Annotated in this window: 24 protein-coding genes; 10 read left to right on the plus strand and 14 right to left on the minus strand. The window is 67.6% G+C overall.

Features of this window, described 5'->3' with window-relative positions; all coding sequences use genetic code 11:
- Positions 1–63 precede the first annotated feature (63 nt).
- From ASF44_RS27450 to ASF44_RS32210, 5 genes are all read right to left on the minus strand, one after another.
- Positions 64–687: a DUF6134 family protein gene (locus ASF44_RS27450; protein WP_056902451.1), complete on the minus strand. Its 624-nt coding sequence runs from the start codon at positions 685–687 to the stop codon at positions 64–66.
- Positions 677–1477 (minus strand): DUF1295 domain-containing protein, encoded by an 801-nt coding sequence (locus tag ASF44_RS27455; protein WP_056902452.1) that lies wholly within the window; start codon positions 1475–1477, stop codon positions 677–679. Before ASF44_RS27455 ends, ASF44_RS27450 begins: the two co-directional genes overlap by 11 nt.
- Positions 1470–2066, minus strand: a complete 597-nt coding sequence (locus tag ASF44_RS27460) for a DUF2878 domain-containing protein (protein ID WP_235579373.1) — start codon at positions 2064–2066, stop codon at positions 1470–1472. The genes ASF44_RS27455 and ASF44_RS27460 overlap by 8 nt, the downstream gene beginning before the upstream one ends.
- Positions 2066–3127 carry a cyclopropane-fatty-acyl-phospholipid synthase family protein gene (locus ASF44_RS27465; RefSeq protein ID WP_056902454.1) on the minus strand — a complete coding sequence of 354 codons (1062 nt, stop codon included), beginning with the start codon at positions 3125–3127 and terminating at the stop codon, positions 2066–2068. Before ASF44_RS27465 ends, ASF44_RS27460 begins: the two co-directional genes overlap by 1 nt.
- Positions 3128–3213: 86 nt before the next feature.
- Positions 3214–3867 (minus strand): hypothetical protein, encoded by a 654-nt coding sequence (locus ASF44_RS32210; protein WP_156374733.1) that lies wholly within the window; start codon positions 3865–3867, stop codon positions 3214–3216.
- Between the two features lie 540 nt (positions 3868–4407).
- Here ASF44_RS32210 and ASF44_RS27475 point away from each other — a divergent pair.
- The 3 genes from ASF44_RS27475 to ASF44_RS32215 are packed head-to-tail and all read left to right on the plus strand — an operon-like array spanning position 4408 to position 9919.
- A complete protein-coding gene (locus ASF44_RS27475; RefSeq protein ID WP_162243878.1) occupies positions 4408–6504 on the plus strand; it encodes a winged helix-turn-helix domain-containing protein in 2097 nt (698 codons plus the stop codon).
- A gap of 13 nt (positions 6505–6517) precedes the next feature.
- On the plus strand, positions 6518–7795 hold the full coding sequence (locus tag ASF44_RS31355; RefSeq protein WP_162243879.1) for a phosphatase PAP2 family protein: 1278 nt from the start codon (positions 6518–6520) through the stop codon (positions 7793–7795).
- Positions 7796–7804: 9 nt separating this feature from the next.
- Positions 7805–9919 (plus strand): S8 family serine peptidase, encoded by a 2115-nt coding sequence (locus ASF44_RS32215; protein ID WP_156374734.1) that lies wholly within the window; start codon positions 7805–7807, stop codon positions 9917–9919.
- 8 nt (positions 9920–9927) lie between these two features.
- Here the strand turns inward: ASF44_RS32215 and ASF44_RS27485 are convergent, their stop codons facing one another.
- The 8 genes from ASF44_RS27485 to ASF44_RS27520 form a co-directional block, all read right to left on the minus strand.
- A complete protein-coding gene (locus tag ASF44_RS27485) occupies positions 9928–10962 on the minus strand; it encodes an NAD(P)/FAD-dependent oxidoreductase (RefSeq protein ID WP_056902458.1) in 1035 nt (344 codons plus the stop codon).
- A gap of 13 nt (positions 10963–10975) precedes the next feature.
- The gene (fdxA, locus tag ASF44_RS27490; protein ID WP_056902459.1) at positions 10976–11305 is read right to left on the minus strand and encodes a ferredoxin FdxA; all 330 of its coding nucleotides are present in this window, start codon (positions 11303–11305) and stop codon (positions 10976–10978) included.
- A gap of 122 nt (positions 11306–11427) precedes the next feature.
- Positions 11428–12783 carry a sulfate adenylyltransferase subunit 1 gene (locus ASF44_RS27495; RefSeq protein WP_056902460.1) on the minus strand — a complete coding sequence of 452 codons (1356 nt, stop codon included), beginning with the start codon at positions 12781–12783 and terminating at the stop codon, positions 11428–11430.
- A complete protein-coding gene (cysD, locus tag ASF44_RS27500) occupies positions 12783–13745 on the minus strand; it encodes a sulfate adenylyltransferase subunit CysD (RefSeq protein WP_056902461.1) in 963 nt (320 codons plus the stop codon). Before cysD ends, ASF44_RS27495 begins: the two co-directional genes overlap by 1 nt.
- A gap of 54 nt (positions 13746–13799) precedes the next feature.
- Complete coding sequence (locus tag ASF44_RS27505; RefSeq protein WP_056902462.1) at positions 13800–14423, minus strand: phosphoadenosine phosphosulfate reductase family protein; 624 nt, start codon at positions 14421–14423, stop codon at positions 13800–13802.
- Between the two features lie 18 nt (positions 14424–14441).
- On the minus strand, positions 14442–14870 hold the full coding sequence (locus tag ASF44_RS27510; protein ID WP_056902463.1) for a DUF934 domain-containing protein: 429 nt from the start codon (positions 14868–14870) through the stop codon (positions 14442–14444).
- Between the two features lie 16 nt (positions 14871–14886).
- Positions 14887–16659, minus strand: a complete 1773-nt coding sequence (locus ASF44_RS27515) for a nitrite/sulfite reductase (protein WP_056902464.1) — start codon at positions 16657–16659, stop codon at positions 14887–14889.
- Between the two features lie 153 nt (positions 16660–16812).
- Positions 16813–18318 carry a Ppx/GppA phosphatase family protein gene (locus ASF44_RS27520; RefSeq protein ID WP_056902465.1) on the minus strand — a complete coding sequence of 502 codons (1506 nt, stop codon included), beginning with the start codon at positions 18316–18318 and terminating at the stop codon, positions 16813–16815.
- Positions 18319–18493: 175 nt separating this feature from the next.
- On the opposite strand from ASF44_RS27520, the gene pstS reads away from it, so the two are divergent.
- The 7 genes from pstS (at position 18494) to phoR (ending at position 25195) form a co-directional block, all read left to right on the plus strand.
- Positions 18494–19543, plus strand: coding sequence for a phosphate ABC transporter substrate-binding protein PstS (gene pstS, locus ASF44_RS27525; protein ID WP_056902466.1), 1050 nt, complete (start codon positions 18494–18496; stop codon positions 19541–19543).
- 122 nt (positions 19544–19665) lie between these two features.
- Positions 19666–20628, plus strand: a complete 963-nt coding sequence (pstC, locus tag ASF44_RS27530; RefSeq protein WP_156374735.1) for a phosphate ABC transporter permease PstC — start codon at positions 19666–19668, stop codon at positions 20626–20628.
- Positions 20629–20648: 20 nt separating this feature from the next.
- Complete coding sequence (gene pstA, locus ASF44_RS27535; RefSeq protein ID WP_056902468.1) at positions 20649–21518, plus strand: phosphate ABC transporter permease PstA; 870 nt, start codon at positions 20649–20651, stop codon at positions 21516–21518.
- Between the two features lie 25 nt (positions 21519–21543).
- Positions 21544–22329 (plus strand): phosphate ABC transporter ATP-binding protein PstB, encoded by a 786-nt coding sequence (gene pstB / locus ASF44_RS27540; RefSeq protein WP_056902469.1) that lies wholly within the window; start codon positions 21544–21546, stop codon positions 22327–22329.
- A 31-nt stretch (positions 22330–22360) separates the two neighbouring features.
- Positions 22361–23062: a phosphate signaling complex protein PhoU gene (phoU, locus tag ASF44_RS27545; protein ID WP_056673305.1), complete on the plus strand. Its 702-nt coding sequence runs from the start codon at positions 22361–22363 to the stop codon at positions 23060–23062.
- On the plus strand, positions 23059–23817 hold the full coding sequence (phoB, locus tag ASF44_RS27550; RefSeq protein ID WP_056902470.1) for a phosphate regulon transcriptional regulator PhoB: 759 nt from the start codon (positions 23059–23061) through the stop codon (positions 23815–23817). Before phoU ends, phoB begins: the two co-directional genes overlap by 4 nt.
- A 37-nt stretch (positions 23818–23854) precedes the next feature.
- Positions 23855–25195, plus strand: a complete 1341-nt coding sequence (gene phoR, locus ASF44_RS27555; RefSeq protein ID WP_056902471.1) for a phosphate regulon sensor histidine kinase PhoR — start codon at positions 23855–23857, stop codon at positions 25193–25195.
- Here the strand turns inward: phoR and ASF44_RS27560 are convergent.
- On the minus strand, positions 25179–26528 hold the full coding sequence (locus ASF44_RS27560) for an MATE family efflux transporter (RefSeq protein ID WP_056902472.1): 1350 nt from the start codon (positions 26526–26528) through the stop codon (positions 25179–25181). The two genes, phoR and ASF44_RS27560, sit on opposite strands and share 17 nt — an antisense overlap.
- Between the last annotated feature and the right edge of the window lie 2 nt (positions 26529–26530).

Raw genomic sequence — 26530 nt, forward strand, 5'->3', positions numbered from 1 at the left:
GCGTCCGACGCGCCGGTGATGCGGCCGTCCACTCAGCCGTCTGTGCAGCCGTTTATGCAGCCGTCAGTGCAGCCGGTAACGCAGCTGCCTGCCGCTGCGCACGGTCGAATCCAGCCCCACCCAGTCGCCCGCTGGCGTGTACCAGACGTCGATCGGCTGCTCCGGCCCTTCGATGCGCCAGCGCTCGGCCGACCGAGGCTGGCCGCGCACGTCCACGGTACCGCTGTCCATGCGCCTGATGCGCACGGCCTCATGGCGGCCGGTCTGGGCGTTGAGCAGCTGTGTCTGCAGGCGCATCGCCGGGTTCCAGTAGGCGTAGCTCATCACGCAGCCAGGCAGGCTCAGCGCGCCGGCCGGGCCGGTGACCTGCAGCACGTCGCCCCTGGCCTGTGCCTGCACCTTGCCGGGCTGGCCGTCGTCGTCGGTGCTGGCATCCAGCGCGGCCAGGCAGTCGCCGCGCCATTGCTCGCTGGCCTGGTGGCGGTACCGGTAGACGGTGAGCCCCAGCAGCTTGACGGCGAACGCGGCTTCGCTGCGCACCGTGCGGGCCTGCGGCGTGCCGCCGAGCGTAAAGCGGTGGGTGCCGATGGGCTGGTCGTCCAGCGTGACGCCGAACTCCTGCGCGCCCGCCAGGCCGGGCAGGGCGGCCAGCAGCAGGGCGCACAGGCGCGACCGCTCAATCCGCATGCGGGCGCACCGGGCCGGGGAAGAATGCGTTGGTGCGGGCGATGTAGTCGCGGTAAGCCGGGCGCCGCTCGGCGATGTCCTGCTCCAGCAGGCGCACGCCGGAGACCTTGAGCAGCAGCACCGTCATCAGCACCGGCGCCACGATGCTCCACGCCGCAGCCATGCCACCGGCCAGTGCGGTGAGCCACAGGCCCCACCAGACGCAGCACTCGCCGAAGTAGTTGGGATGGCGCGAATGGCGCCACAGGCCCTGGTCCATCACCCGGCCCTTGTGCGTGGCCACGGCCTTGAAGCGCGCGAGCTGCAGGTCGGCCACGGTCTCGAACACGAGGCCGAACGCGGCCAGTGCCAGCCCCGGCGCATCGAGCCAATGCAGCGGCCGCCCACCCGCCAGGCCCGCCAGCAGCGGTGCCGACACCACCCAGGCCAGCAAGGCCTGCAGCGCGAACACGAGGTAGAGGCTCTTGAACGCGAAGCCCGGCTGGTTGCGCGCGCGGATGGCCTGGTAGCGCCGGTCTTCGCCATGGCCCCAGTTGCGCCAGGTGATGAAGGCGCCGAGCCGCAGCGCCCACACGCTGGCCAGCAGCAGCATGGCCAGGCCGCGCTGCGACGGCGCCGGCAGCAGCGCCCAGTAGACCCAGCCCGCGCCCACGATCAGCAGCGCCCAGACGCGGTCGACCAGGCTCACATCGCTGCGCACCACGCTGGCGAGCCAGGCCAGCACGGCGGCGGCTCCCGTGAAGGCAAGGCCGGCGAGCGCCGTGCCCCACAGCGGCAGGGGTTCATGCATGGGGCACCTGCGGTTCTGAAACACCGTCGAACTGCGCCGACAGCCGCACCAGCAGCGGCAAGGCCAACGCCCACACGATGGCCAGCGTGGCGAGCGCAGCCGTGGGATGCAGGAACTGCGCGCCGCCGAGCCGCACGCCGGCGGAGAAAGCCATCGGCCCGACCACGGCGCCCAGCCCTGCCGCCAGCCACAGGCGCCCGCGCAGCCAGCGCATCGTGACGTTCAGCGCGATGGCCAGCAGCCCCCACAGCGCCACCATCCAGTACGGCGGCAGCTGCGCGAACGGCTGGCCCGAGGGATAGGCCACGTTGCCCTGGAACACGACCCATGTCTCGACCCCCAGGCCGACCAGGCTGGCCAGCAGCACCAGCCAGGCCTCCCGCGCAGGGCGCGCCGAGACCGCCAGGTGCCAGCCGATGGCCGCCACCACGCACAGCGTGCCCGCCAGCGGATGGTGGCGGGCTGCGCCCAGCACGGCGGCCCACCACGCCAGCTGCGACACCGCGAAGTTGGCCAGCTGCATGGCCCGCGTGGGCCTGGCGGCGGCAAGCGGCGCGGCCGGCGGGCGCAGCGGCCAGGACGGAGCCATCATGCGGCGCGCCGCTCGAACAGGTAGTGGCTGACCCACCACTGCTGGCCATCGGCGTAGCCGAACAGTTCTTCCACGGCCATGAAGAACAGGCGCCAGCGCTGCCACCAGATGCCGGCATGGTCCTCGCCATAGGTGGAGGCCAGCAGCGGCAGCAGCGTGGCCTGGCCGGCATCCATGTTGGCCAGCCAGGCGGCGGCGGTGCGCTGGTAGTGGCGGCCGTCCCAGCGCCAGCGTTCGAGCAGGCGCAGGTCGTCCTGGCACTGCAGCGCCAGGTCGTCGCTGGGCATCATGCCGCCGGAGAAGAAGTGCCGGCTCATCCAGTCGCTCTCGTCGCGCGGCTCGAAGGCGTAGGGTGCCTCGCGGTGCGCGAACACGTGCATGAAGAAGCGGCCGCCGGGCACCAGCCAGCGCGCGACCTGGGCGAAGGCGCGGGGCCAGTTGCGCAGGTGTTCGAACATCTCGACCGACACCACGCGGTCGAAGCGCTCGTCGGTGTCGAAGGCGTTGATGTCGCGGGTCAGCACGCGCAGGTTGGACAGCCCGCGCGCCAGTGCCTGGGCCTCGATGTAGGCGCGTTGCGAGTGGGAGTTGGACAGCGCCGTGATCCAGCTGTTGGGGTAGCGCTCGGCCATCCACAGCGACAGCGAGCCCCAGCCGCAGCCCAGCTCCAGCACGCGCTGGCCGTCCTGCAGGCCGGCGCGCTCGCAGGTGGCCGCGAGCGCGGCGGCCTCGGCGTCCTCCAGGCGCTGCACGCCCGGTGCCCAGTGGCAGCTGCTGTACTTGCGGTGCGGGCCCAGCACGCCGGCGAAGAAAGCGGCAGGCAGCTCGTAATGCTGTTCGTTGGCCTTCTCGGGCAGCGGGGCCAGCTCCGCCGCGCGCATCTGCCCGAGGAAGTCCTGGGCGATGCGCGCACCGGCCTCGGCATTGCCGCTGTGCAGTTCCGCAAGGCGCTGGCGCAGCAGGTGCCGGATGCCGCTGCGCACCACGCGGTCGGGCAGGCGGCCTTGCTCGGCCCAGCGCAGGGCGATGGCGGAGGAGAGCTCGGGGTTGTGCGTCATGCCGCTGGTACGCGGCGGGGGGGCGGGTGGATCACTGCGTGCCCCGCGCTGGCACACCAAGCGGTCCGGACGGATGGTCAACCGCCTCAGTACAACTCCATCGATGGCACCAGCGCGCGGACGGGCGGCATGCGGGCCAACGCGTCAAGCAGGCTGCGCACGCTGCTGCTCTGCGTCTTGGCGCGGATGGCCGCGATCTGGGTCAGCACCGTGGTGCGCGCCACTCCGTGGTCCTGGGCGATGGCTGCGGCGTTCAGACCGCGGCACAGCTGACGCAGCACGGCTGTCTCGGCGGGCGTCAGCTGATAGCGCAGGGCGAACATCTGCAGCTCGACGCTGCCGCACAACTCGTCGCGGCCGAACACCGCGAAGGCCAGCTGCGCCTGCGGCAGGGCCAGCGGCGACAGGACGACCGAGATGGTCGTGTCGTCTGGCATGCGCACGCGCAGCAGCTCGCGCTTTCCTTTTGTGCAGACCTGTACCAGCGCTTGGGGCCAGCAAGACGGCAGCCGCAGGGGGGCGCCTGCTGAAGCCGGTGCCCAGCCCAGGCGCGACCAAAGTGACCGCGCGCTGGTATTGGCGAAGCGTACCGTGCCGGCTTTTTCGAGGAGCGCGACACCGTGCGCCAACCTATCCAGGCCAGCCCGCAACGCACCGTGCAGCGTGTCCAGTTCTGTCGGCCGGCTGACCACGGCGGTGCTGCCGACGGGCGGTTCTTCGTATTCGATGGGGTTCCACATGGTTCTTCCTCCGTGTTTCTGTCATCAGGCGCGGGCATCGACGCGGTGGTCGCGATCTCCGCCCGTGAGATCCACCGTGGCTTCCTGCGTGCCTACCAGCACGCGTAGTACTCCGATCCGGGTACCCGCGGCCGTAGCCGTAACCGCCCCGAGGCGGGCAGACAGCCGTCGAAGATCCGCAGCGCAGGCTGTTGCGCCAGGGCGAACACGGCAACCGGCACACCCGCTGGGCCGAGGAGCTCCAGCATGCCGCGCCGTATGGCGTCGGCTGGCGTCGGGTGGCTCATGTCGTTGCGTGTACTGGGTGTGGCCGCAGGCTTGTATGACCCATGGGGCGCATGCCAAGGCGGGGGTACAGGTGCAGCCTTTCATCGAAACCTCCTTGGATCCTGGCTGGTGTCGGCCGGATGGCCGCCCGGGCCACCAGGACGCATGGACAGACTTTCTCAAGGCATGCGGGGTGGCGTCCTTTAACACAATGAAACATGCGCTAAACATTTCTAACCTGCATGAAGCGGGTAAATTCACACGAAACAACCTGTGGAAACGGTCCTGCTTGCGCAGGACCGGCCTGGGAGGGCTGCTAGCGTGCGGAACAGTTTCAGATTCGGCCGCTTCGAGTTGCGGGCGGACGAGCGGGTTTTACTGGGCGATGGCGCGCCGTTACGCCTGGGCGGGCGAGCGTTCGACATCCTGTTGGCCCTGGTGGAGCGGCGCGAACGCCTTGTCGAGATCGATGAACTGCTCGACCTTGTCTGGCCTGGGTTGGCGGTTGAAGAGAACAACCTTTCCGTTCAGATCTCTACGCTGCGCAAGCTGCTGGGCGATGGAGCCATCACCACGGTGCGCGGGCGAGGCTACCGGTTCACGGCCCCGGTAGCGCCGCCGCAGCTCCTGCCAGCGGCGCCAGCGCCAGCGCCGGCATCGCAGCCGACCATCTCTGTCTTGCGCCCGCAGGTGGCCCTGGTGGCCGGCCGGCTGGACCGATTGCAATTGCCCACGGGCGCTACCGATGATTCAGGCGCCGCGCTGGCCCTCTTGCGTGCTTTGCCGGACCCTGCGGCTCGCGTGCACCGGATGGCTGGCGCTAGCTTCGTGCTGGTGTTTCCTCACGTGCGCACCGCCGTGGCATGGGCGCTGAAGGCGCAGCGCTGGCTGGCCGCACAGGCTGGGGTGCTGCACGGTGGTTTTGGCATTGCGCTGGCCGACGCCCGCGAGCCCGCAGCCGAAGCCGAACGTGCCCTCGGCTTGGTCGCGTTGGCAGCCAATGGCGAGGTGCTGGTCGGGCCGGAGGTGATGGCGGAGCTGGTGCCGGGTTTAGACGCCGAGGTCGACGACCTGGGCGACCTGGGGCCGGACGGGGGCATGTCGCGCGCCTACCGCCTGGGTCCGGCGGCCGGCATGGCGCCGCTGGACGATGCGCTGGCCCACGCCCAGGGAGGCTACCGGCCCAGCATTGCGGTGCTGCCGTTCGAGTCGCTGTTGGGCCAGGACGGTGATGACCTGCTGGGCGAGGCGCTGGCTGACGAGGTGATCGCCGGCCTGGCGCACATTCCCGACGTGTGCGTGGTGTCGGGCATGTCGTCACGTCGCCTGAAGCGCTGCGGTCTGACGCTGACCGGCCAGGCCGACTGCCTGTCGGCGCACTACCTGCTGACCGGCGTGTACCGCCAACAGGGCGGCGGGCTGGTGCTGCAGGTACAGTTCCAGGAGGTGCGCAGCGGCGCCATCCTGCGCGCGCAGCAGTTCTCCACCACGTTGGCGACGGCGTTCGATCCGGCCAGTTCGGTGGGGCAACAGATTGCGCAGGACGTGGGGCAGGCGGTGTTCCGGCACGCGATAGAGCGCTCGCGCAGCGCGGCCTTGCCGGGATTGGATAACTATGCCTTGTTGCTTGGTTCCATCGGGCTGATGCACCAGAACCTCGGGCGCGAGTTCGAGCGCGCGCGCGCCATGCTGGCCTACTTGGCGGCGCGGCCGGGTTGCGCTGGCATTGCCGCCGCCTGGCAGGCCAAATGGCATGTGCTGCGCGTGGCGCAAGGCTGGTCGCCCGATCCGATGGCCGATGCACGCAGCGCGCTGGATCTGGTGCACCGCTCGTTGGACGAAGGTTCGCGCAACGCGCTGGCGCTGGCTATTGGCGGCCTGGTGCACGCCTACTTGCTCAAGGACCTGGATACCGCAGGGCACATGTACGAGGAAGCCATCGACGCCAACCCCTCTGAGCCACTGGCCCGCTTGTTCAGTGCCACGCGCCACGCTTACCTGGGCCATGGCGCCGAGGCCGAGCAAGGCGGCGAGCAGGCGCTGCGCCTGTCGCCCATCGACCCGCTCAAGTCATTTCTGGATTCACTGGCTGCAACGGCAGTGCTGAGCAACGGACGCTGGGACCGGTCGGTGCAGCTGTGCCGCCAATCGATCCGGAGCAACCGCAACCATGCGTCGAGCTGGCGCACGCTGGTGATCGCTCTAGCCATGTCCGACCGCATGGAGGAAGCGCGGCACGCGGCGCAGCAGTTGCGCCAGATTGAGCCGGGGCTCACCGTGGCCCTGTTTCGCGACCGTTTTCCCGGCCGCGACGGGCCGGTGGCCGAGCCGTGGGCTCGGGCTTTGCAATTGGCGGGATTACCGGCTTAACAAAGGAGATGCGATGACCATGGGACCAATGAGCGGCGGTGCAGGTACGGCTGGAACTGCAGGGACGGCGGGGACTGCTGGAACGGCCGGGACCGCCGGCACTGCCGGGACGGCTGGAACCGCAGGCGCCCCCGTCGTAGGGCTGGATGGGATGCTGGGCTACCCCGCTTATTCCGGTGCCTTTCCCAGTCCGATGGTGACAAATGCGCTGATCACAACGCGTGAAGCTGCCATTGCTGGAAAGGCGGTGTGGAGCATTCATGAAGCCAAGCAGAATCTGTTGCGTCAGCCGTTCCTCCCTCCAAGCGCAATCGTCGATTGGATGCCTAGGTCAAAAGTGGCCGGCCTCCAGACCAGCGTGCGTAGTGCGCTGATCGAGATGGAGCTGCTGAAAAATCTAAGCTACGCATACGATGCGAAAGGAAAAAACGTAGAGCTGACAGCGGGTGGAATAAGTTTGGTAAAAGTTCACTGCCCAGACAAAACGGTCTTTGACAAACAGTTGAGCTTGGTTGAATCGTTCTCCGCGTTGCGTGCCGAGCGTACTGCAGAAATCTTGACACAAGTTGTGCCCCAGACCTCCCACTGGAGTTCAATCGCTGCCTTGTCGCCGGATCGGCATCGCTACACCTGGGAGCTTATCGGCATCGGCTTGCGTTTTGCCATGATGATAGTAATGCGCTTCAAGTACGACTTCAACGTCAAGCGAGCTTGGCAGCGGTCGGCTGTCATACAACCCATGATTCTTACGCCTGGTCATGCCGCTTATCCATCAGGCCACGCCACGGAGGCGGCCTTCGTGGCGGAGTTTTTGCCATTGCTGATGGGAGATCCTTCGCACCCCTTTTCTAATGAGTACCCCAGCCGTGATGATGACAATATCATAATTGGAATGGAGAAGCATGCTGGCGAAGAATACGGCATGGCTCGGCAGTTGAACCGGTTGGCATTGCGTGTTGCCGAAAATCGGGTCGTTGCAGGACTTCACTACCCAATTGATACGATCGCAGGTCAGGCCTTGGGGTGCATGTTGGCTCGCTATATGGTGTGGTTGACTGGCGATCAACCAGCGCCGTGGCTGCAGATGAAAGCGTTGCCGGTTGGGGCCATCGCGTTCAGCAGTGCGGTGACGGGCCATGATGATCGCCCCGGTTCCGATAGTTTTGTTCATGAGCAGCATGGTATTGAAAAGGATTCGGTGAAGCAGCCATTGCCCGCCGCTCCGAAGAATGAAGCAATTGTCTTGCGCGACCTTTGGGTCTTGGCACGTCGCGAATGGGTTAACTCGTAGGAGGCGGCCATGTGGAGCGACTTGGAAGACATGAAAATCAAAACATTGGTGCAGTGGAGGCGAAAGCGTTTGCATCGGTGCGACCCGTACTTGGTGTGGGCAGATGCAACCACAGAACCGCAAACCAACAAACATCTCGATATTTTTGTTTTGGTTGAGTTATGCGATAAGAATGATTTTTGGTGGTTTTTCGCGCGCATGAATTTAGATGTCAGAAGGCGCGGACTTCATTTTCTCCCCAATGGGGTTGAGGGTTGGAATACGAGTTGTTTTGTCACGGGTGTGGTCAGCCAGACGGGTTTGAAGCGATTGGTCACGGGGGTGCTCAAGAAGCACATTGCCCGCTTTTCATTGCAGGAATCCCGCGCAGATTTGGCAGACAAGATGCGCTTGAATTTCTGTGCGTCGGATTTTTTGAGGGCTGGAGAGAAAGAATCAAAGGTCGAGCCTGTACGCCAGGGTGGAACCTATCTGGCCATCATTGACGATGGATTGCCGCTGCTGGCGATTCGAGACTTTATTCAGTTTGTCAAAAAACCTGTCCGCCTGTGGGATCAGGGCTGGGTCGGCAGATTTATGCAGGGCGAAAATCCAAGTAGTCCAACGAGCAAGCCGCCGGCAAAGTACGACCGCTATTGGACTAAACCTTGGGATGTGAATAGGGGATTTCTCTATGGGCGACGCTCAAAGCCCTGGCCGACTGTATTTCTAGCGCCGTCTGAATTGGGCGAGGGTGAATACTTTGCGGCGCGCTACTTTTCCCCTGCGCCACGATCGACCCATGGGGCGCGTGTGCTGGGCTTGATGGCGCCCTGGTTATCGGGTCTCAAGCACGAAGTGCAGTGGCCGGAATACGTCAGCGGCCTTGCCATGGTTCAGTTGCCAACGCGCACGGTCCGCGATAGCGCAGGTGGGTCGCTGGCAATGCGTGTACTGGACGGCTTGCGGTTTATCCTTTGGCAAGAAGAGAAAGACCGGCCGGATCCCAAGTGCGCGCGGCCGCTAGTGACGAATATCAGCTACGGCGTCCACGCGGGACCGCACGACGGTACCTCCATGCTGGAGCGGGCGTTGAAGGAGGCTTTGAATCTCCACACGAACCTGCATGTGGTTTTACCTGCAGGCAATGGCCATCGTGCGGGTTGTCATCTTCGAAAAGAGCTGCAAGTGAAAGGCTCCGTTGGTGACGCTGCAAACATGATGCTGCGCGTGTTGCCGGACAACGCCGGTGACACCTTCGTTGAAATCTGGATTCCGAAGTTCGCCGAGATTTCGTTGAGTATTCGCATGCCCGGCACGGACGTTGCCGTCCCCGTTGGGCGAGGCGATGCGAAGTTCCACTACGAGCCGATGGACCATGGCCAGCCGAAGCTGCCCAACGTGCTGCATTTCGCCGCCATCTATGCCGAGGAAGTTGCGCAGGGTACCGAGGGCACGATGATCCTTCTGGCGATCGGTCCGACACAGGCCAGACGCATAGCCGACGGCGCCACCGCGCGTGGTCTCCATGGTGGCCGGCGCAGGCATGTCATGGCGAGACCGGGCTTGTGGCAACTGGAATTGCGCAACCTCAGTGCCCGGCCGATCGCTGTGGACGCATGGATCGAGCGCGCAGACGCGCCACCGGATCAGCAAGGCAGCGGCAGACAGGCGTTTTTTCCCGAATCTTGCGCACGCGAAATGGCAGTGGGCAACGCAACGCCGGCCGGCACCTTGAACGGCATTGCCACGTTTGAGCATGATCGCGCCCACGTTGTGGGCGCGATGCGTCGAGACGGCAGGCTGTCCGACTACTCTGCGGCCGGAAAGGGCCGCAAACCTGCTCAGAAAGAAATCGATGTGGTCGCCCCGGCCGATTGGAGCAACAGCATCGCCGGTCTGCAGACGATGGGCTTCGCATCGGGTGCAGTGTGCCGCATCAATGGCACGAGCGCCGCGAGCGCCGTTTACGCACGTGCGCTTGCCAAGCACCTGGACAAGCAGCCGACCACCTTGCCGCTGGCGTCAACGCCTCCAGACCTGCCGCCGGAGATTGACTGCGCGCCGGAGCGCCAGCCTGTCGCCGATCCGAAGTTGAGAGGGCAGCAGCGGCGGATGCTTTTCCCCTACGAGATCGACCGCTGAAGCGCCGCCTACCGCACCCCCACGCCCAATGCCCTCCGCAAGCGTGTCGATGTCGTCGTGTACTCCACCACCACCTTGCGGCCGCTGACGAGCCGCTCCGCCGCGTCGTACGCCGCCAGCGTCGCCTCGTGGAAGGCGCACAGGATCAGCTTCTTCTTGCCGGGGTAGTGGTTCACGTCGCCCACGGCGTAGATGCTTGGCAGCGATGTGGCGCAGGTAGCAGGGTCGACTACCACCTGCTTGCGCTCCAGCGCCAGCCCCCAGTTGGCCAGCGCGCCAAGGCGCGGCGATAGGCCCTGCCGCACCAGCAGTAGGTCTAGCGCCAGCGTTGTGTCCGGCCCTTCCGCATGGCTCAGTTGCAGCGCGCTGAGCTGGCCGCGCTGTTCGGCAAAGCCTGTGGGCTGGCCGGTGGCCAGTTGCACGCGGCCGGCTCCCAACAGGGCTTGCAGCGCGGCCAGCGCTTCTGCATGGGCCTCGAAGCTGGTCTTGCGGTGCACCAGCGTGATACTGGCCGGTGGTACCGCCAGCGCGGCGCACTGCAGTGCGGCAGCCACCGCCTCTTCGCCACCGCCCACGATGGCGATGCGGCGGTCGGCCATCAGCGCCTCGTCAGGCAGGTGGTGGTGCAGGCTGTGGCCTTCCAGGCGCTCCAGGCCATCGATGCGCAACCGGCGCGGCTCGAAGGCACCGATGCCGGCAGCGATGAACACGCTGCGCGCCAGAAACTGCGTGCCGGCGCTGGTAGCCAGCTGCCAGCGGTCATCGGATGCGGCAACCAGCTGGCTGAGCTCCTGCCCCAGGTGCAGCTCTGGCGCGAACGGCGCGATCTGCTGCTGCAGCGAGGCGACCAGCTCGCGCCCCGTGCACACCGGCACGCCAGGAATATCGTAGATGGGTTTGTCGGCGTACAGCGCGGCGCACTGGCCGCCCACGTAGGGCAGCACGTCGACGATGTGAGCCCTGATCTCCTGCAGTCCGAGCTGGAAGGCCTGGAACAGGCCGGCGGGGCCGGCGCCGAGGATGAGCGCGTCGGTCTCGATCACGCGCGCCCAGCCGTCACTTCACCAGTTCGGTGATCTTGTTCGGCTTGTCTTTCCAGTCGTCGGCATCGGCCAGCGGCGCCTTGCGCTTGGTGATGCTCTTCCAGCCGTCGGCCAGCGCCAGTTCGGCGTTGAGCTTGATGAAGGCCAGCTGGTCGGCCGGCAAATCTTCCTCGGCGAAGATGGCGTTGGCCGGGCACTCGGGGATGCAGACCGCGCAGTCGATGCACTCGTCCGGGTCGATCACCAGCATGTTCGGGCCTTCGCGGAAGCAGTCCACGGGACACACGTCGACGCAGTCGGTGTATTTGCAGCGGATACAGTTTTCGGAGACGACGTGGGTCATGGTGCTTGGCGTTGCGGGCGGGCAAGGCCGCTAGAGGGAAACCCGCGATTTTAAGGAGATTTGCACCACGCACCGTGCGCGGCCCTTGGGCCGGCATGGGCGGGGGGCGAACGGATACGTCTTCAGCGCACCAGAACGGCCGCGGCCGTCTTGTGCGAGGCCTGGTCGACCAGCACGAGTGCGCCCAGGGTGCGCGACTGCGTGAAGGGCCGCGTGGCGATGGCGTCCTGCAGCACCAGCTCGACCTGGCCGATGGCATTGGCCTCCAGTTGCGTGGCGTCCTGCTCGGCCAGCGTGTGGATGTCCAGCCGGTGCACGATGCGGCGCACCTTGGCCTTGACCCAGCGGTGGCCGTGCAGCGCCCAGTAGGCGCGGCCGGGCACGAGCGGCTCGTCGTCCATCCAGGCGACGGTGGCGGCGATCTCGCGGCTGCCTTGCAGTGCGGTGCCATCGTCGGCTTCGGCCAGCAGCCAGTCGCCGCGCGAGACATCGACCTCGCGGTCGAGCACGATGCCGGCGCTGTGGCCGGCGGCCACGTCCTGCTCGGCACGCACGTGGCTCAGCACGCGCGCCACCGTGGCGCTCTGGCCGCTCGGTAGCACGCGCACGCGCTGGCCGACGCTGGCCTGGCCCGTGGCCACGCGGCCCCAGAACACGCGGCGGCCCTGGCTGGTGTCGGACGAGGACGAGAACTTCTCGACCCACTGCACCGGGAAGGCCAGCGGCAGGCCGGTCTCGGAGGGCGTATTGGACAGCCCCTCGAGGATGCGCAGCAGGCTGGGGCCGTGGTAGCCGCACCAATGCGTACCCTCGGACGCGTCCGGCGCCGCATCGACCACGTTCCAGCCCTTGAGCGCGGAGACGGGCACGATGGCTTCCACCGCGATGCCGGCCTCCTGCGCAAAAGCGCGCAGCGCGGCCTCGATGCGGGAATAGGCGAGCCTGGGGTCGGCCACCGCGTCGAGCTTGTTCACCGCGAACACGATGGCCGGCACGCGCAGCAGCTGCACCAAGAGGGCATGGCGCCGCGTCTGCTCCAGCAGCGGGAAGGCAGCATCCTGCCAGGCCAGCTTGGTCGCGTCGACCAACAGCACGGCGCAGTCGGCGCTGGAGGCGGCCGTGACCATGTTGCGCGTGTACTGCTCATGGCCCGGCGTGTCGCCGATGATGAACTTGCGCCGCGTGGTCGAGAAGTAGCGGTAGGCCACGTCGATGGTGATGCCCTGCTCGCGCTCGGCCGACAGGCCGTCGGTCAGCAGCGCGAGGTCGGTCTCGCGGCCGTCCTGGCCTTGGCGCTGCACGCCGGCCAGCTGGTCCGACAGCACGGCCTTGCTGTCGACCAGCAGGCGGCCGATCAGCGTGCTCTTGCCGTCGTCGACGGAGCCGCAGGTGATGAACTTCAGGGCCGCGGTCGGGGCGGCGTCGTTGGCAGCGTCGTTCACGGCGGTCGTCACGGGGTGTTCCAGGGTGGCAGTCATCAGAAGTAACCGTCCTTCTTGCGCTTTTCCATCGAAGCTTCGGAGGTCTTGTCGTCCATGCGCGTGGCGCCGCGCTCGCTGACGTCGGACAGCAGCGTTTCCACGACGATTTCTTCGGGCGTGCTGGCGAGGCTTTCGACCGGGCAGGTGCAGGTGATGTCGCCCACGGTGCGAAAGCGCACCTGGCGGCGTTCGGCGGTCTCGCCTTCCTTGAGCGGCGTGAGTTCGGTCACGGGCACCAGCAGGCCGCGGCGCTCGACCACGGTGCGCTCATGGCTGTAGTACAGCGAGGGCAGGGCGATGTTCTCGCGGGCGATGTACTGCCACACGTCGCGCTCGGTCCAGTTGGAGATCGGGAACACGCGGAAGTGCTCGCCGGGCTGCAGGCGGGTGTTGAACAGCGTCCAGAGCTCGGGGCGCTGGGCCTTGGGCTGCCATTGGCCGAAGCTGTCGCGGTGCGAGAAGATCCGCTCCTTCGCGCGGGCCTTCTCCTCGTCGCGGCGGGCGCCGCCGATCAGCGCGTCGAAGCGGAATTCCTCGATGGCCTCCAGCAGCGTGACCGACTGGTGCACATTGCGCGACTCGCCCGGGTGCGCCAGGCGCACGGTGCCGCGGGCCATGGAGTCTTCCACACTGCGCACGATCAGCTCGGCGCCGAGTTCCTTGGCGCGCAGATCGCGGAAGTCGGTCACTTCATGGAAGTTGTGGCCGGTGTCGATCATCAGCAGCGGATACGGGATGCGGCCCGCGCCGAACGCCTTCTCGGCGCACTTGAGCAGCACCAGCGAATCCTTGCCGCCCGAGAACAGCAGCGTGGGGCGCTCGAAGGCCGCGGCCACTTCGCGCAGCACGAAGATGGCCTCTTCTTCCAGCGCATCGAGCTGGGCGTCGGCCAGCGGGGCGTGGGCCACGGGCGGGTGCAGCACGTCGGCTTGCTCGTCGAATTGGGTGCGGGCGTTCATGGTTGGATCGGTTGTTCGGTGCGCCAGGGTGGGCCTGATCGGTTCAGGTGGGCTTCAGTGGCTCAGGTGCAGGCCGCATTCGCGGTTGTCTTCACCCTTGGTGGGGTCCACATAGTCGAAGTTGTTGGGCAGGTCGTGGGCCTTGCAGTACTCGTGCAGTTCCTTGGACGACCAGTGCAGCAAGGGCGCAACCTTGATCAGGCCGTCGGGGTTGAGGCTCACCGGCTCCATCTGCGCACGCACGGCGGTGTCGGTGGCGCGCAAGGCGGTGAACCAGACCTTGGGGGCCATCTCGCGCAGCGCGCGGGTGAAGGGCTCCAGCTTCACTTCCTCGGTGAAGGCCTGGTGCCGCGGGTCGTCCAGCGCAGGCGTGGCGCCTTCCACGGCTTCGCGGTGCGCACGCGAGCGGCGCGGCAGGTAGACGTGCAGGTTCAGCTTCAGGCGCTGGGTGACTTCGTCGACGAAGCGGTAGGTGGCCTCGGTGTTGTAACCGTTGTCCATCCAGACCACCGGCACATCCGGCTTCGCTTGCGTGACCAGGTGCAGGATGACCGCTTCGAACGGGCGGAAGTTGGTGGTGACGATGGCCGGCTGGCGCAGGCCGAGGGCCCAATCCACCAGCGCGGGCGCGTTGCGGCCCAATTCGGTGTTGATGCGGGCGAGGTCGATAGCGGACATGGTTGATTCCTAAAACGCTCAGGCGGCGACCTGGCGCTCGACCTCGGCCGCGTCGGCAGCGGCGTTGTCGGCCTCGGCGAAGTGCGGCGCGGGATGCGCAGCATCGCCCTGGTAGAAGCCCTTGAAGCGGTCGAACTGGCGCTGGGCGGCGTCGGCCTTCAGGCCCTGGCGCAGCACGGCGGTCGTGAAGCCCGAGCGGGCCATCTGCACGAGCTGGTCGATCAGCACGTCGCCGGTGGCGCGGATCTCGCCCGCAAAGCCCAGTCGGCGGCGCAGCAGGTAGGCCTGGCTGTAGGCGCGGCCGTCGGTGAACTTGGGGAAGTGCAGGTCGATGCGCTGCACGCCGTCCAGCGCGATGCTGCGCGGGTCGACCGTGTTGTCCACCACCAGCGCGCTGGCGTCGCCTTGGGCCGGGGCCTGGTGTGCTTCGAATGTCAGGATGTTCATCGGGGGCTGCTCTTCTTCAGGCGGTCTGGGCTTCCGGCTTGCGCGCCGTGCTGACGCGGGCGGCGTTGGCCGCGGCCTTGAACGGGTCGTGGCCGACGCGGCGCAGCGTGGAGATGAAGGTCTCGCCGCTGCCGCGCTGGGCGCGGTAGGTGTCCAGCAGGGCTTCGATGACCTCGGGCACCTCGGCCGCCGCGAACGACGGGCCGACCACCTTGCCGGCCGCAGGCGCGCCCGACAGCTGCGAGCCATCCGAGCCGGCCAGCGTGATCTGGTACCACTCCTGGCCGTCTTTGTCGACGCCCAGGATGCCGATGTGGCCGGTGTGGTGGTGGCCGCAGGAGTTGATGCAGCCGCTCATGTGCAGGTCGATCTCGCCCAGGTCGTGCAGCTCGTCCATGTCCTGGTAGCGCGCGGTGATGGCGTGCGCGATCGGCAGCGAGCGGGCGTTGGCCAGCGCGCAGAAGTCGCCGCCGGGGCAGGCGATCATGTCGGTCAGCAGGCGCACGTTGGACTTGGCCAGGCCCAGCTTGCGGGCCTCCTGCCACAGCGCGGGCAGTTCCTCGGCGCGCACCCAGGGCAGCACCAGGTTCTGGTCGTGCGTGACGCGCACCTCGCCAGCGCTGAAGCGGTCGGCCAGTTCGGCCGCGCGGTCGAGCTGGTCGGCCGTGGCGTCGCCGGGCGCGAAGCCCATGCGCTTGAACGACAGCGTGACGATGCGCAGCGCGGGGTTCTTGTGCGGGGCCACGTTCTGCTGCAGCCAGCGCGCGTAGTCGCCGTCGCTCTCGGCGGCCGCGCGCAGCGCGGGGTCGGGCTGGCCGGCGGCGGGCGTGGCGGGCGCGTGGAACGAGGCGGACACGCGGTCGAGCTCGGCCTGCGTGATGGTGTGGGCGGCGCCGTCGTGCGCCATGATGCCGGCGTATTCCTCTTCGACCTCGTCGATGTAGCGCTGGCCTTCGGCCTTCACGAGGATCTTGATGCGTGCCTTGTAGATGTTGTCACGCCGGCCCCAGCGGTTGTACACGCGCACCACCGCCTCCAGGTAATTGATGACCTGGTTCCAGGGCAGGAACTCGCGGATCACCGTGCCGACGACGGGCGTGCGGCCCATGCCGCCGCCCACCAGCACGCGGAAGCCCACCTCGCCGGCCTCGTTGCGCACCACGTGCAGGCCCACGTCGTGCCAGAAGGTGGCGGCGCGGTCGTCCGTGGCGCCGGTGATGGCGATCTTGAACTTGCGCGGCAGGAACGCGAACTCGGGGTGCAGCGTGCTCCAGTGGCGCAGGATCTCGGCGAAGGGGCGCGGATCGACGATCTCGTCCACCGCGATGCCGGCGCGCTCGTCGCTCGTGATGTTGCGGATGCAGTTGCCGCTGGTCTGGATGCCGTGCATGTTGACGCTGGCCAGCAGGTCCATCACGTCGGCGCTCCTGTCCAGCGGAATCCAGTTGTACTGGACGTTCTGGCGCGTGGTGAAGTGGGCCACGTGGTCGGGCAGGCTGGTCAGGTCCGACAGGCCGGCATTCGCCTTGGCCAGATCGTGGCCGCTCTTGTCGTCGTAGTCGCGGGCGATCGTTGCCAGAACGCGCAGCTGGGCGGAATTGAGCTCGCCATAGGGCACCGCGATGCGGAGCATGGGCGCGAACCGCTGCACGTACCAGCCGTTCTGCAGCCGCAGCGGCCGGAATTCGTCTTCCGCCAGTTCGCCCAATTGCCAGCGCTCGAGCTGGTCGCGGTACTGGGCGGCACGCAACTGGACGAATTCGCGGTCGAAATCTGTGTATTTGTACATCGTGGGTGTTGAAAGCAAGTGGCCCGCGCCGGGCCGACAGGGTCTCAAGACTGGTGGAAACCCGCGTACTCTAAGGACTGCGCCCTTAGAACCAAACTATTTATTTGTTGTGGCGCTATGTGTGCTTGGTTATAAGCAAAGCGCCAGATGCGGCTAAAAGCCGCTCAGGGCCAGTGGCCAGGGGGTCTTGGACCAAGCCTGCGCTTCTTCGCGCAGCAGGTGCGCGGACTGCGGGAAGGCCTCGACCCAGCCGGCGCGGCAGGTGAGCAGGCGGGATGCCTGGCGGCCCTTGCCGGCCGACAGCTTCAGGCCTTCGATGTCGGGGTCGCGCCGGGCGTGGCACAGGATCACGGCCAGCCGCAGCGCCAGCAGCTGCTGGGCCAGGGCAGGGTCGGCCAGTTCGGCCTCCAGCTTCCTGAGCTTGCCGCGGTGCCCCAGCACCAGCTGGCTCAGCCGGTGCAGTTCGGGCATGGCGAAGCCCGGTGCATCGGCGTTGTCGAGCACGTACGCGCCGTGGCGGTGGTAGCTGCTGTGGGAAACCAGGAAACCGATCTCGTGCAACTGCGCGGCCCATGACAGCTTGCGCTGCATGCGGTCGACTTCCTCGGCCGGGTGCTCGCCGCTGGCCTGCAGCTGGGTGAAGAACTGGTTGGCGACCTGGCCGACGCGCTGGGCCTGGGCCTGGTCGGTGTCGAACTTGCGGGCCAGCCGGCGCACCGAGGCCGAGCGCACGTCGCTGTCGGCGCCGTCGCGTTCCATGAGGTCGTACAGCACGCCATGGCGCAGCGCGCCGTCGGCCGCATGCATCTCGCTGATGCCGAGCAGGTCGAAGATGGCCAGCAGCACCGACAGGCCGCCGCCGATCACGAGCTTGCGGTCGTCCTTCATGCCGTCGACCTGCAGCTTGTCGACCGTGCGCGCCTTGAGCAGGCGTTCGCGCAGCCATTCCAGGCCGGCACGCGGGATCAGGCCGGGCGGGCCACCCGCGGCAGCCAGCATGTCGGCCACGGCGCCGACGGTGCCGGAGGCTCCATAGGCTGTGTCCCACTGGGTGGGGCCGTAGGCGGCCAGCGCCTCGTCGAGCACCGCCTCGGCCGCGATCTGGGCCATGCGGAAGGCGTCGGCCGTGAATTCGCCCTTGGGAAAGTAGCGCATGGACCATGCCACGCTGCCCACGCGGAAGGACTCCATGACCCGGGCCTCGAAGCCCTGGCCCAGGATCATCTCGGTGGAGCGGCCGCCGATGTCCACCACCAGGCGGCGTTCGTCGGACTGCGGCAGCAGGCGCGAGACGCCCTGGTAGATCAGCCGGGCTTCCTCGCGGCCGGGGATCACGTCGATCGGAAAGCCCAGGACCTGGTGGCCGCGGCGCAGGAATTCGTCGCGGTTGCGCGCCTCGCGCAGCGTCTGCGTGGCGACGGCGCGCACCTGGTGCTTCTGGAACCCCGCCAGCCGCTCGGCGAAGCGGGCCAGGCAGTCCAGCCCGCGCTGCATGGCGTCTTCGCTCAGGTTGCGGGCCTCGTCCAGGCCATTGCCCTGGCGCACCACCTCTTTCAGGTACTCGGTGCGGCGGATCTGCCCATGGTCGAGCCGGCCGATCTCAAGCCGAAAGCTGTTGGAGCCCAGGTCCAGGGCGGCGAGAAGGGTTCCGTTCTGCATGGCTGGGGCGGGATGCTAGCACCGATGCTGCAGTGCAGCGACGGGTTCCGCAGCGAAAGTTTGCGTACCGTTTCGTGTCATGTTGCTGTCACACAAGCTTCTTAAATTTGCGGCCATCGAAGGCGGCGAACCCCGCTGCCTGGTCCCCACCCGCAAGCACTCGAGAGAGGTTTTCATGCAATCGACCATCCGCTACTCCACCATCGGCCTGCTGGGCCTGGCCCTTTCCGGTGTCTCCGGCCTGGCTGCCGCGCAGGACGTGACCGGCGCTGGCGCCAGCTTCCCGGCGCCGCTGTACGCCAAGTGGGCGGCCGATTACCACAAGGCCACCGGCACCAAGGTGAATTACCAGTCCGTCGGTTCCGGCGCCGGCCTCAAGCAGATCGAAGCCAAGACCGTGGACTTCGGCGCTTCCGACGCCCCCCTGAAGGACGCCGACCTGGAAGCCAAGGGCCTGATGCAGTTTCCCACCGTGATCGGTGGCGTGATCCCCGTGGTCAACATCCAGGGCATCAAGGCTGGCGAACTCAAGCTGACCGGCCAGGTGCTGGGCGACATCTACCTGGGCAAGATCACCAAGTGGAACGACCCCGCCATCGTGGCGCTGAACAGCGGCGTGAAGCTGCCCGATGCCGCCATCGCGCCGGTGCGCCGTGCGGACGGCTCGGGCACCAGCTTCCTGTTCACCAACTATCTGTCCAAGGTCAACACCGAGTGGAAGGACAAGGTCGGTGAAGGCACGGCCGTGAACTGGCCCACGGGCGCGGGCGGCAAGGGCAACGAAGGCGTGGCCGCATTCGTCGGTCGCCTGCCCAACTCGATCGGCTACGTCGAGTACGCCTACGTCAAGCAGAACAAGATGACCTATGCGCTGCTGCAGAACGCTTCGGGCAAGTTCCCGCAGCCCGACGACACGGCGTTCAAGGCCGCTGCCGCCGGTGCGCAGTGGGACAAGAGCTTCTACCAGATCCTGACGAACCAGAACGGCGACGGCGCCTGGCCCATCACCGGCGCCACCTTCATCCTGATGCACAAAAAGCAGGACAAGCCGGCCGTGGCCGCCTCGGCGCTGAAGTTCTTCTCGTGGGCCTACAAGGACGGCGACAAGACCTCGGAAGACCTGGACTACGTGCCCATGCCCGCTTCCGTCAAGGGCGTGATCCAGAAGTCCTGGGGCCAGATCGTCGACGCTTCCGGCAAGCCGGTCGCGCTGGCTGCCAACTGACCGGCCACCAGCCCCTCTGACCTGACCTAAGCCGAGCCACTGACGTGTCTTCTACACTTCCAGCGAACGGCGCCCCCTTCGATCTGTCCGGCAAGGGTGCCGGCAAAGGGGGCGAACGCGCGATGACAACACCACCCCCCAAGAAGGCCCGCAGTGGTCCCATGGCAGACCGGCTGTTCGGCCTGGCTGCCAAAGGCGCGGCCTGGCTCACGCTGCTGCTGCTGATCGGCATCCTGTTGTCGCTGATCCAGGGCGCCTGGCCGGCGATCTCCAAGTACGGCCTGTCGTTCCTGACCAGCACCACCTGGGATCCGGTGCAGGAAGAGTTCGGCGGCCTGGTCATGATCTACGGCACGTTGATGACCTCGGTCATCGCGCTGCTGATCGCGGTGCCGGTCAGCTTCGGCATCGCGCTGTTCCTGACGGAGCTGTCGCCGGCCTGGCTCAAGCGCCCGCTGGGCACGGCCATCGAGCTGCTGGCGGCGGTGCCGTCCATCGTCTACGGCATGTGGGGCCTGCTGGTGTTCGGCCCGATCCTGTCGACCTACGTGCAGCAGCCGCTGCAGAGCCTGTTCTCCGGCGTGCCTTACCTGGGTGCGCTGGTGTCCGGCCCGCCGGTGGGCATCGGCATCCTGTCGGCCGGCATCATCCTGGCCATCATGATCATCCCGTTCATCGCCTCGGTGATGCGCGACGTGTTCGAAGTGACGCCGCCGCTGCTCAAGGAATCGGCCTACGGCCTGGGTGCCACCACCTGGGAAGTCATGTCCAAGGTGGTGCTGCCCTACACCAAGGCCGGCGTCATCGGCGGCATCATGCTGGGCCTGGGCCGCGCGCTGGGCGAGACCATGGCCGTCACGTTCGTGATCGGCAACATGAACCAGCTCGATTCGCTGAGCCTGTTCCAGGCCGCCAACTCCATCACCTCGGCCCTGGCCAACGAGTTCGCCGAAGCCGGCGCCGGCCTGCACCAGGCTGCGCTGATGTATCTGGGCCTGGTGCTGTTCTTCATCACCTTCGTCGTGCTGTCCTGCTCCAAGCTGCTGCTGGCCCGCCTGCGCAAGAGCGAAGGAGCCAAGTCGTGAACACGCCCACCACGAGTCAAATGCTAGTCAACAAGGCCGCCTACGAAGCCGGCAAGGCGGCCAAGTACGCCAGCCGCAAGCGCGTCAACCAGGTCGCACTGGCCCTGTCGCTGGCGGCCATGGCCTTCGGCGTGTTCTGGCTGGTCTGGATCCTATGGGAAACCATCCGCCTGGGGCTCGGCGGCCTGGCGATCGCCACGTTCACCGAGATGACGCCGCCGCCCAACGAGGCGGGCGGCATCGCCAACGCACTGTACGGATCGTTCCTGATGGTGCTGGTGGCCACCTGCGTGGGCACGCCCATCGGCATCCTGGCCGGCATCTACCTGGCCGAGTACGAGCCCAAGGGCTGGCTGGCCTCGGTGACGCGCTTCGTCAACGACATCCTGCTGTCGGCCCCGTCCATCGTGATCGGCCTGTTCGTGTATGCCGTGGTGGTCACGCAGATGCGGGCCTTCTCGGGCATCGCCGGCGCCATCGCGCTGGCGCTGATCGTGATCCCGGTGGTGATCCGCACCACCGAGAACATGCTGCAGCTGGTGCCGCCGGGCCTGCGCGAAGCCGCCTACGCACTGGGCACGCCCAAGTGGAAGGTGATCATGGCCATCACGCTGCGCGCCGCCCGCGCCGGCGTCGTGACCGGCATCCTGCTGGCCGTGGCCCGCATCGCCGGCGAGACCGCACCGCTGCTGTTCACCGCGTTGAACAACCAGTTCTGGACTTCCAGCATGGGCGAGCCGATGGCCAGCCTGCCGGTGACGATCTTCAAGTTCGCGATGAGCCCGTACGAGAACTGGCAGCAACTGGCCTGGGCCGGCGTGTTCCTGATCACGGTGGCCGTGCTGGGCCTGAACATCCTGGCCCGCGTGCTGACGCGCTCCAAGCAGTAAAACGAATTCCAAAGTGAGAACCGATATGTCCGCAAGCATTGCCGCCCCGGTGGCCGAACGCGCCAAGATCGCCGTCAAGGACCTGAACTTCTACTACGGCAAGTTCCACGCCTTGAAGGGCATCAACCTGGAGATTCCCGAGAAGAAGGTCACCGCCTTCATCGGCCCGTCCGGCTGCGGCAAGTCCACGCTGCTGCGCACCTTCAACCGCATGTTCGAGCTCTATCCCGAGCAGCGCGCTGAAGGCCAGATCATCCTGGACGGCGAGAACCTGCTGGAGAGCAAGCAGGACGTGGCCCTGGTGCGTGCCAAGGTCGGCATGGTGTTCCAGAAGCCCACGCCGTTCCCGATGTCGATCTACGACAACATCGCCTTCGGCGTGAAGCTGTTCGAGAACCTCTCGGCCACCGACATGGAAGAGCGCGTGGAATGGGCGCTGCGCAAGGCCGCGCTGTGGACCGAGGTGAAGGACAAGCTGAACCAGAGCGGCTCCGGCCTGTCGGGCGGCCAGCAGCAGCGCCTGTGCATCGCCCGCGGCATCGCCATCAAGCCCGAGGTGCTGCTGCTGGACGAGCCCTGCTCGGCCCTGGACCCGATCTCGACCTCCAAGATCGAGGAACTGATCACCGAATTGAAGACCGAATACACGGTGGTGATCGTGACCCACAACATGCAGCAGGCCGCCCGCTGCAGCGACTACACGGCCTACATGTACCTGGGCGACCTGATGGAGTTCGGCGCCACCGAGCAGCTGTTCTTCAAGCCCAAGCGCAAGGAGACCGAGGACTACATCACCGGCCGCTTCGGCTGATCCGGATCATCGGTCCAAGAGGGAACACAACATGTCGGACAAACATCTTTCGACCCAGTTCGACGCGGAGCTGAACAACGTGTCCAGCCGCGTCATGGAACTCGGCGGCCTCGTCGAGTCGCAGATCCGCAAGGCGATCTACGCGCTGGCGCAGTTCAGCACCGAGGTGGCGGACGAGGTCGAGGCCGCCGAGCAGCAGGTCAACGCCATGGAGGTGGAGATCGACCGCGAGCTGGCCTCCATCATCGGCCGGCGCCAGCCCACGGCACGCGACCTGCGCCTGCTGCTGGCGATCTCCAAGACCACCGCGAACCTGGAACGCGTGGGCGACGAGTCGGCCAAGATCGCGCGCATGGCCAAGTCCATCGCCCAGAGCGGCTCGGCGCGCCAGCTGCCGACGCTGGACCTGCGCGTCTCGGCCGACCTGGCATCGGGGCTGCTGCGCAAGGCGCTGGACGCGTTCGCGCGGCTGGACACGGCCGCTGCCGTCAGCATCCTCAAGGAGGACGACCTGATCGACCGCGAGTTCGACGGCTTCGTGCGCAAGCTCATCACCTACATGATGGAAGACCCGCGCACCATCTCCGCCAGCCTGGACCTGCTGTTCCTGGCCAAGGCCATCGAGCGCATCGGCGACCACGCGAAGAACATCGCCGAGTTCATCATCTACATCGTCAAGGGAGCCGACGTGCGCCATGCCAGCATGGAACAGGTCGAGTCCGCCGTCCAATGAAGCACATGCCGCGCGTCCTGATCGTCGAGGACGAACCCGCGATCGCCGAACTGCTGGCCGTAAACCTGCGGCACAGCGGCTTCCAGCCGACCTGGGCCATGGATAGCGTGACCGCACAGGTCGAGCTCGACGCGGTGCTGCCCGACGTGATCCTGCTCGACTGGATGCTGCCGGGCGAGAGCGGCCTGTCGCTGGCGCGCAAATGGCGTGCCGACCCACGCACCAAGGCCGTGCCCATCATCATGCTGACCGCGCGCGGCGACGAGCACGACCGCGTGGCCGGGCTGGATGCCGGGGCCGACGACTACATCGCCAAGCCGTTCTCCACCAAGGAGTTGCTGGCGCGCATCCGTGCCGTGCTGCGCCGGCGTGCGCCAGAGCAGGCAGGCGGTGCCGTGCAGATTGCCGGCCTGCTGCTGGACGCGTCCACGCACCGCGTGAGCTTCGAGGGCCAGCCGCTCAAGATGGGCCCGACCGAGTTCAAGCTGCTGCACTACCTCATGCAGCACGCCGAGCGCGTGCACAGCCGCTCGCAGCTGCTCGACCGCGTCTGGGGCGACCACGTGTTCATCGAGGAACGCACGGTGGACGTGCACGTCAAGCGCCTGCGCGAGGCGCTGGGCGCGGCGGGCCCCATGGTCGAGACGGTGCGCGGTGCGGGCTACCGCATCACGTCGCAACCGGCGGCCGTTCCGGCGGTGCCGCGCGCCACGCGCGCGGCGCAGGCGCCTTCGACTTCCGCCTCCGCTTCCTGAGATTTCGCCCGCGCGGGCTGCCGCGACAATCGCCCGCATGTGGTTGCGTTTCACGAGTTTCGTCGTCTTCCTGGTGGCCGGTGCCGCCGCCGGCTGGTGGCTGCGCGGCTGGCCCGCCGCCTGCGCCGGGCTGCTGCTGGCGGCCACGGCCTGGTGGCTGGTCGATGCGCTGCGCGCGGTGCGCGTGCTGCGCGGCCTGCGCGAGGACGAGACGCTGGCGCTGCCGCGCATGGGCGGCCTGTGGGGCGAGCTGGCGGACCGGCTGCGCCGCCTGCAGCGCACCGGCGAGCGCCGCCTGCAGGCCAGCGAACGCCGGCTGCAGGAGTTCCTGGAAGCGATCCAGGCCTCGTCCAACGGCGTGATGCTGCTGGACGCCGAGGGCCGCATCAACTGGTGCAATCCGACGGCGGCATCGCACTTCGGCATCGACGTGGAGCGCGACCACGAGCAGTTGATCGGCAACCTAGTGCGCGATCCGGCCTTCACGAGCTACTACGCGAACCCCGACCCCAAGCGCAATGCCATCGTCACCGGCAGTGGCGACAGCGCCGGCCGGCCGGTCAGGCTGGCCGTGCGCCTGCATTTCTATGGCGAAGGCCGGCGGCTGATGCTGTCCAACGACGTCACGGCGCTGGAGCAGGCCGAGGCCATGCGGCGCGATTTCGTGGCCAACGTCTCGCACGAGATCCGCACGCCGCTGACGGTGCTGACCGGCTTCGTCGAGACGCTGCAGTCGCTGCCGCTGCAGGAGGACGAGCGGGCGCGCTACCTGGAGCTCATGGCGCAGCAGGCATCGCGCATGCAGACCCTGGTCAACGACCTGCTGACGCTGTCGCGCATCGAGGGCAGCCCGCCGCCGGGCCGCAGCGAATGGACGCGGCTGGGCGATCTCAGCGACGACTGCGAGGACGAGGCGCAGGCCCTGTCGGCGCTGCTGACTGCGGGCCAGGGCGCACCGCATGCCCTGGCATTCGTGCCGCCGCCGGCACTGGCGCTGGCGGGCTCGCGCACCGAGCTCATGAGCGCGCTGTCCAACCTCGTGAGCAATGCGGTGCGCTACACGCCGGCCGGCGGCAGCGTGACAGTGGCCTGGCAGGCGCTGTCCGCCGGCCAGCTGGAATTCGCGGTGGAAGACACCGGCCCCGGCGTGGCCCCCGAACACCTGCCGCGCCTGACCGAGCGCTTCTACCGCGTGGACCGCAGCCGTTCGCGCGAGACCGGGGGAACCGGCCTGGGGCTGGCCATCGTCAAGCACGTGGTGCAGCGCCACGGGGCGGAACTGCGCATCCAGTCCACGCTGGGCAAGGGCTCGCGCTTCGCCATCGTGTTCCCGGCCAGCCGCGTGCGGGCGGACGCGCCCGTCAGCGCGAACGCGTGAGGCGCCAGAGCAGCACGAGGAACACGGCCGCCGTGGTTCCGAGGGCCGCGGCACCCGCCATCCAGAACGCCGCCGGCGATTGCAACGCCGGCCACGGGCCGATGCCGCGGTAGGCCAGCAGCTGGCCGCCGTAGAGCCCCACGCCCCACAGCAGCACGCCATACACCAGCAGCGGCACCAGCGTCACGCGGTAGCTGCGCAGCACGAACACGCAGACCGCCTGCACGGCATCGGCCAGGTGGTACAGGGCCACCCAGCCCAGCAGGCCGGCGGCCACCGCGGCCACGGCCGGGCTGCCTGCGTAGAGCCCGGCGATCGGGCCGCGCAGCAGCGCCACCGTGCCGGCCAGCAACAGCCCCATGCCGGCGGCCAGCGCCAGGCCGGTGCGCAGGCTGGCACGCGCGCGGGCCGGGTCGTCCTGGCCGAGCCACCAGCTCACGCGCGCGCTGGTCGCCAGGCCCAGCGACAGCGGCACCATGTACAGCACGGCCGTCATGCTGGCGGCGATCTGGTGGCCGGCCGACGCGACCGTGCCCAGCCGCGCGATCATGAGCGCCATCAGCGTGAACGAGGTGACCTCGACCAGCACGGCCAGGCCGGCCGGTACGCCGAGCCGCAGGAATTCGGCCAGGCGCTGCCAGTCGGGTGCCTCGATGCGGCCGCGGATCGCGAGTTCGGCGTACAGCGGCTGGCTGTGCAGCATCCACCAGGCGACGGCCAGCATGGCGTAGTTGACGACCAGCGTGGCCCAGGCGCAGCCGACCGCGCCGCCCGCCGGCAGGCCGGCGCCGCCGAAGGTGAACCAGACCGACAGCGGCACCTTGATCACGAGGCCGATGACCTGCAGCCAGGTCACGAACAGCGGCCGGGCCAGCGCCTGGTTCAGCGTGCTGTAGAGCCTGAACAGCAGCGCCGGTGGCAGCGCCATGGCCAGCACGGCCAGGTAGTCCTGCACCTCGACGCGCATGGCGGGCGGCACATCGGCCCAGCGCAGCAGGGGGGCCGGTGCCAGCAGCGCGCAGCAGCCCAGCGCGGCGCAGGCGCCGGCGAGGTAGAGCGACTGGCGCACCGAGCGGCCGATCTCGGCGGCGCGGCCACCGCCGCGCAGCTCGGCCCAGATGGGCAGCAAGGCCTGCAGCACGCCCATCAGGCCGACATAGACGCTGATGTACAGCGCCGAGCCGACCGACAGCGCGGCCAGCGCGGCGTCGGAATGGCGGCCGGCCACCAGCGTGTCGGTCACGCCGAAGGCCATCACGGCCAGTTGGCCGACCAGGATGGTGCCGGCGTGCCGTGCGATGCGCGAGAACTCTGGCGACTGGAACGCGGGCACGT

Origin of the sequence: Pseudorhodoferax sp. Leaf274, from assembly GCF_001422445.1 — a bacterium.
GTDB lineage: Bacteria > Pseudomonadota > Gammaproteobacteria > Burkholderiales > Burkholderiaceae_C > Pseudorhodoferax.

Coding starts and splice junctions, on each gene's coding strand:
- ASF44_RS27515 (WP_056902464.1), bottom strand. CDS start 16,659: ATGTACAAATACACAGATTTCGACCGCGAATTCGTCCAGTTGCGTGCC.
- phoU (WP_056673305.1), top strand. CDS start 22,361: ATGTCGGACAAACATCTTTCGACCCAGTTCGACGCGGAGCTGAACAAC.
- phoR (WP_056902471.1), top strand. CDS start 23,855: ATGTGGTTGCGTTTCACGAGTTTCGTCGTCTTCCTGGTGGCCGGTGCC.
- phoB (WP_056902470.1), top strand. CDS start 23,059: ATGAAGCACATGCCGCGCGTCCTGATCGTCGAGGACGAACCCGCGATC.
- fdxA (WP_056902459.1), bottom strand. CDS start 11,305: ATGACCCACGTCGTCTCCGAAAACTGTATCCGCTGCAAATACACCGAC.
- ASF44_RS27455 (WP_056902452.1), bottom strand. CDS start 1,477: ATGCATGAACCCCTGCCGCTGTGGGGCACGGCGCTCGCCGGCCTTGCC.
- ASF44_RS27510 (WP_056902463.1), bottom strand. CDS start 14,870: ATGAACATCCTGACATTCGAAGCACACCAGGCCCCGGCCCAAGGCGAC.
- ASF44_RS27505 (WP_056902462.1), bottom strand. CDS start 14,423: ATGTCCGCTATCGACCTCGCCCGCATCAACACCGAATTGGGCCGCAAC.
- pstA (WP_056902468.1), top strand. CDS start 20,649: ATGCTAGTCAACAAGGCCGCCTACGAAGCCGGCAAGGCGGCCAAGTAC.
- ASF44_RS27465 (WP_056902454.1), bottom strand. CDS start 3,127: ATGACGCACAACCCCGAGCTCTCCTCCGCCATCGCCCTGCGCTGGGCC.
- ASF44_RS27495 (WP_056902460.1), bottom strand. CDS start 12,783: ATGACTGCCACCCTGGAACACCCCGTGACGACCGCCGTGAACGACGCT.
- ASF44_RS32210 (WP_156374733.1), bottom strand. CDS start 3,867: ATGTGGAACCCCATCGAATACGAAGAACCGCCCGTCGGCAGCACCGCC.
- ASF44_RS27460 (WP_235579373.1), bottom strand. CDS start 2,066: ATGGCTCCGTCCTGGCCGCTGCGCCCGCCGGCCGCGCCGCTTGCCGCC.
- ASF44_RS32215 (WP_156374734.1), top strand. CDS start 7,805: ATGTGGAGCGACTTGGAAGACATGAAAATCAAAACATTGGTGCAGTGG.
- ASF44_RS31355 (WP_162243879.1), top strand. CDS start 6,518: ATGACCATGGGACCAATGAGCGGCGGTGCAGGTACGGCTGGAACTGCA.
- ASF44_RS27450 (WP_056902451.1), bottom strand. CDS start 687: ATGCGGATTGAGCGGTCGCGCCTGTGCGCCCTGCTGCTGGCCGCCCTG.
- cysD (WP_056902461.1), bottom strand. CDS start 13,745: ATGAACGCCCGCACCCAATTCGACGAGCAAGCCGACGTGCTGCACCCG.
- pstB (WP_056902469.1), top strand. CDS start 21,544: ATGTCCGCAAGCATTGCCGCCCCGGTGGCCGAACGCGCCAAGATCGCC.
- ASF44_RS27520 (WP_056902465.1), bottom strand. CDS start 18,318: ATGCAGAACGGAACCCTTCTCGCCGCCCTGGACCTGGGCTCCAACAGC.
- pstS (WP_056902466.1), top strand. CDS start 18,494: ATGCAATCGACCATCCGCTACTCCACCATCGGCCTGCTGGGCCTGGCC.
- pstC (WP_156374735.1), top strand. CDS start 19,666: ATGACAACACCACCCCCCAAGAAGGCCCGCAGTGGTCCCATGGCAGAC.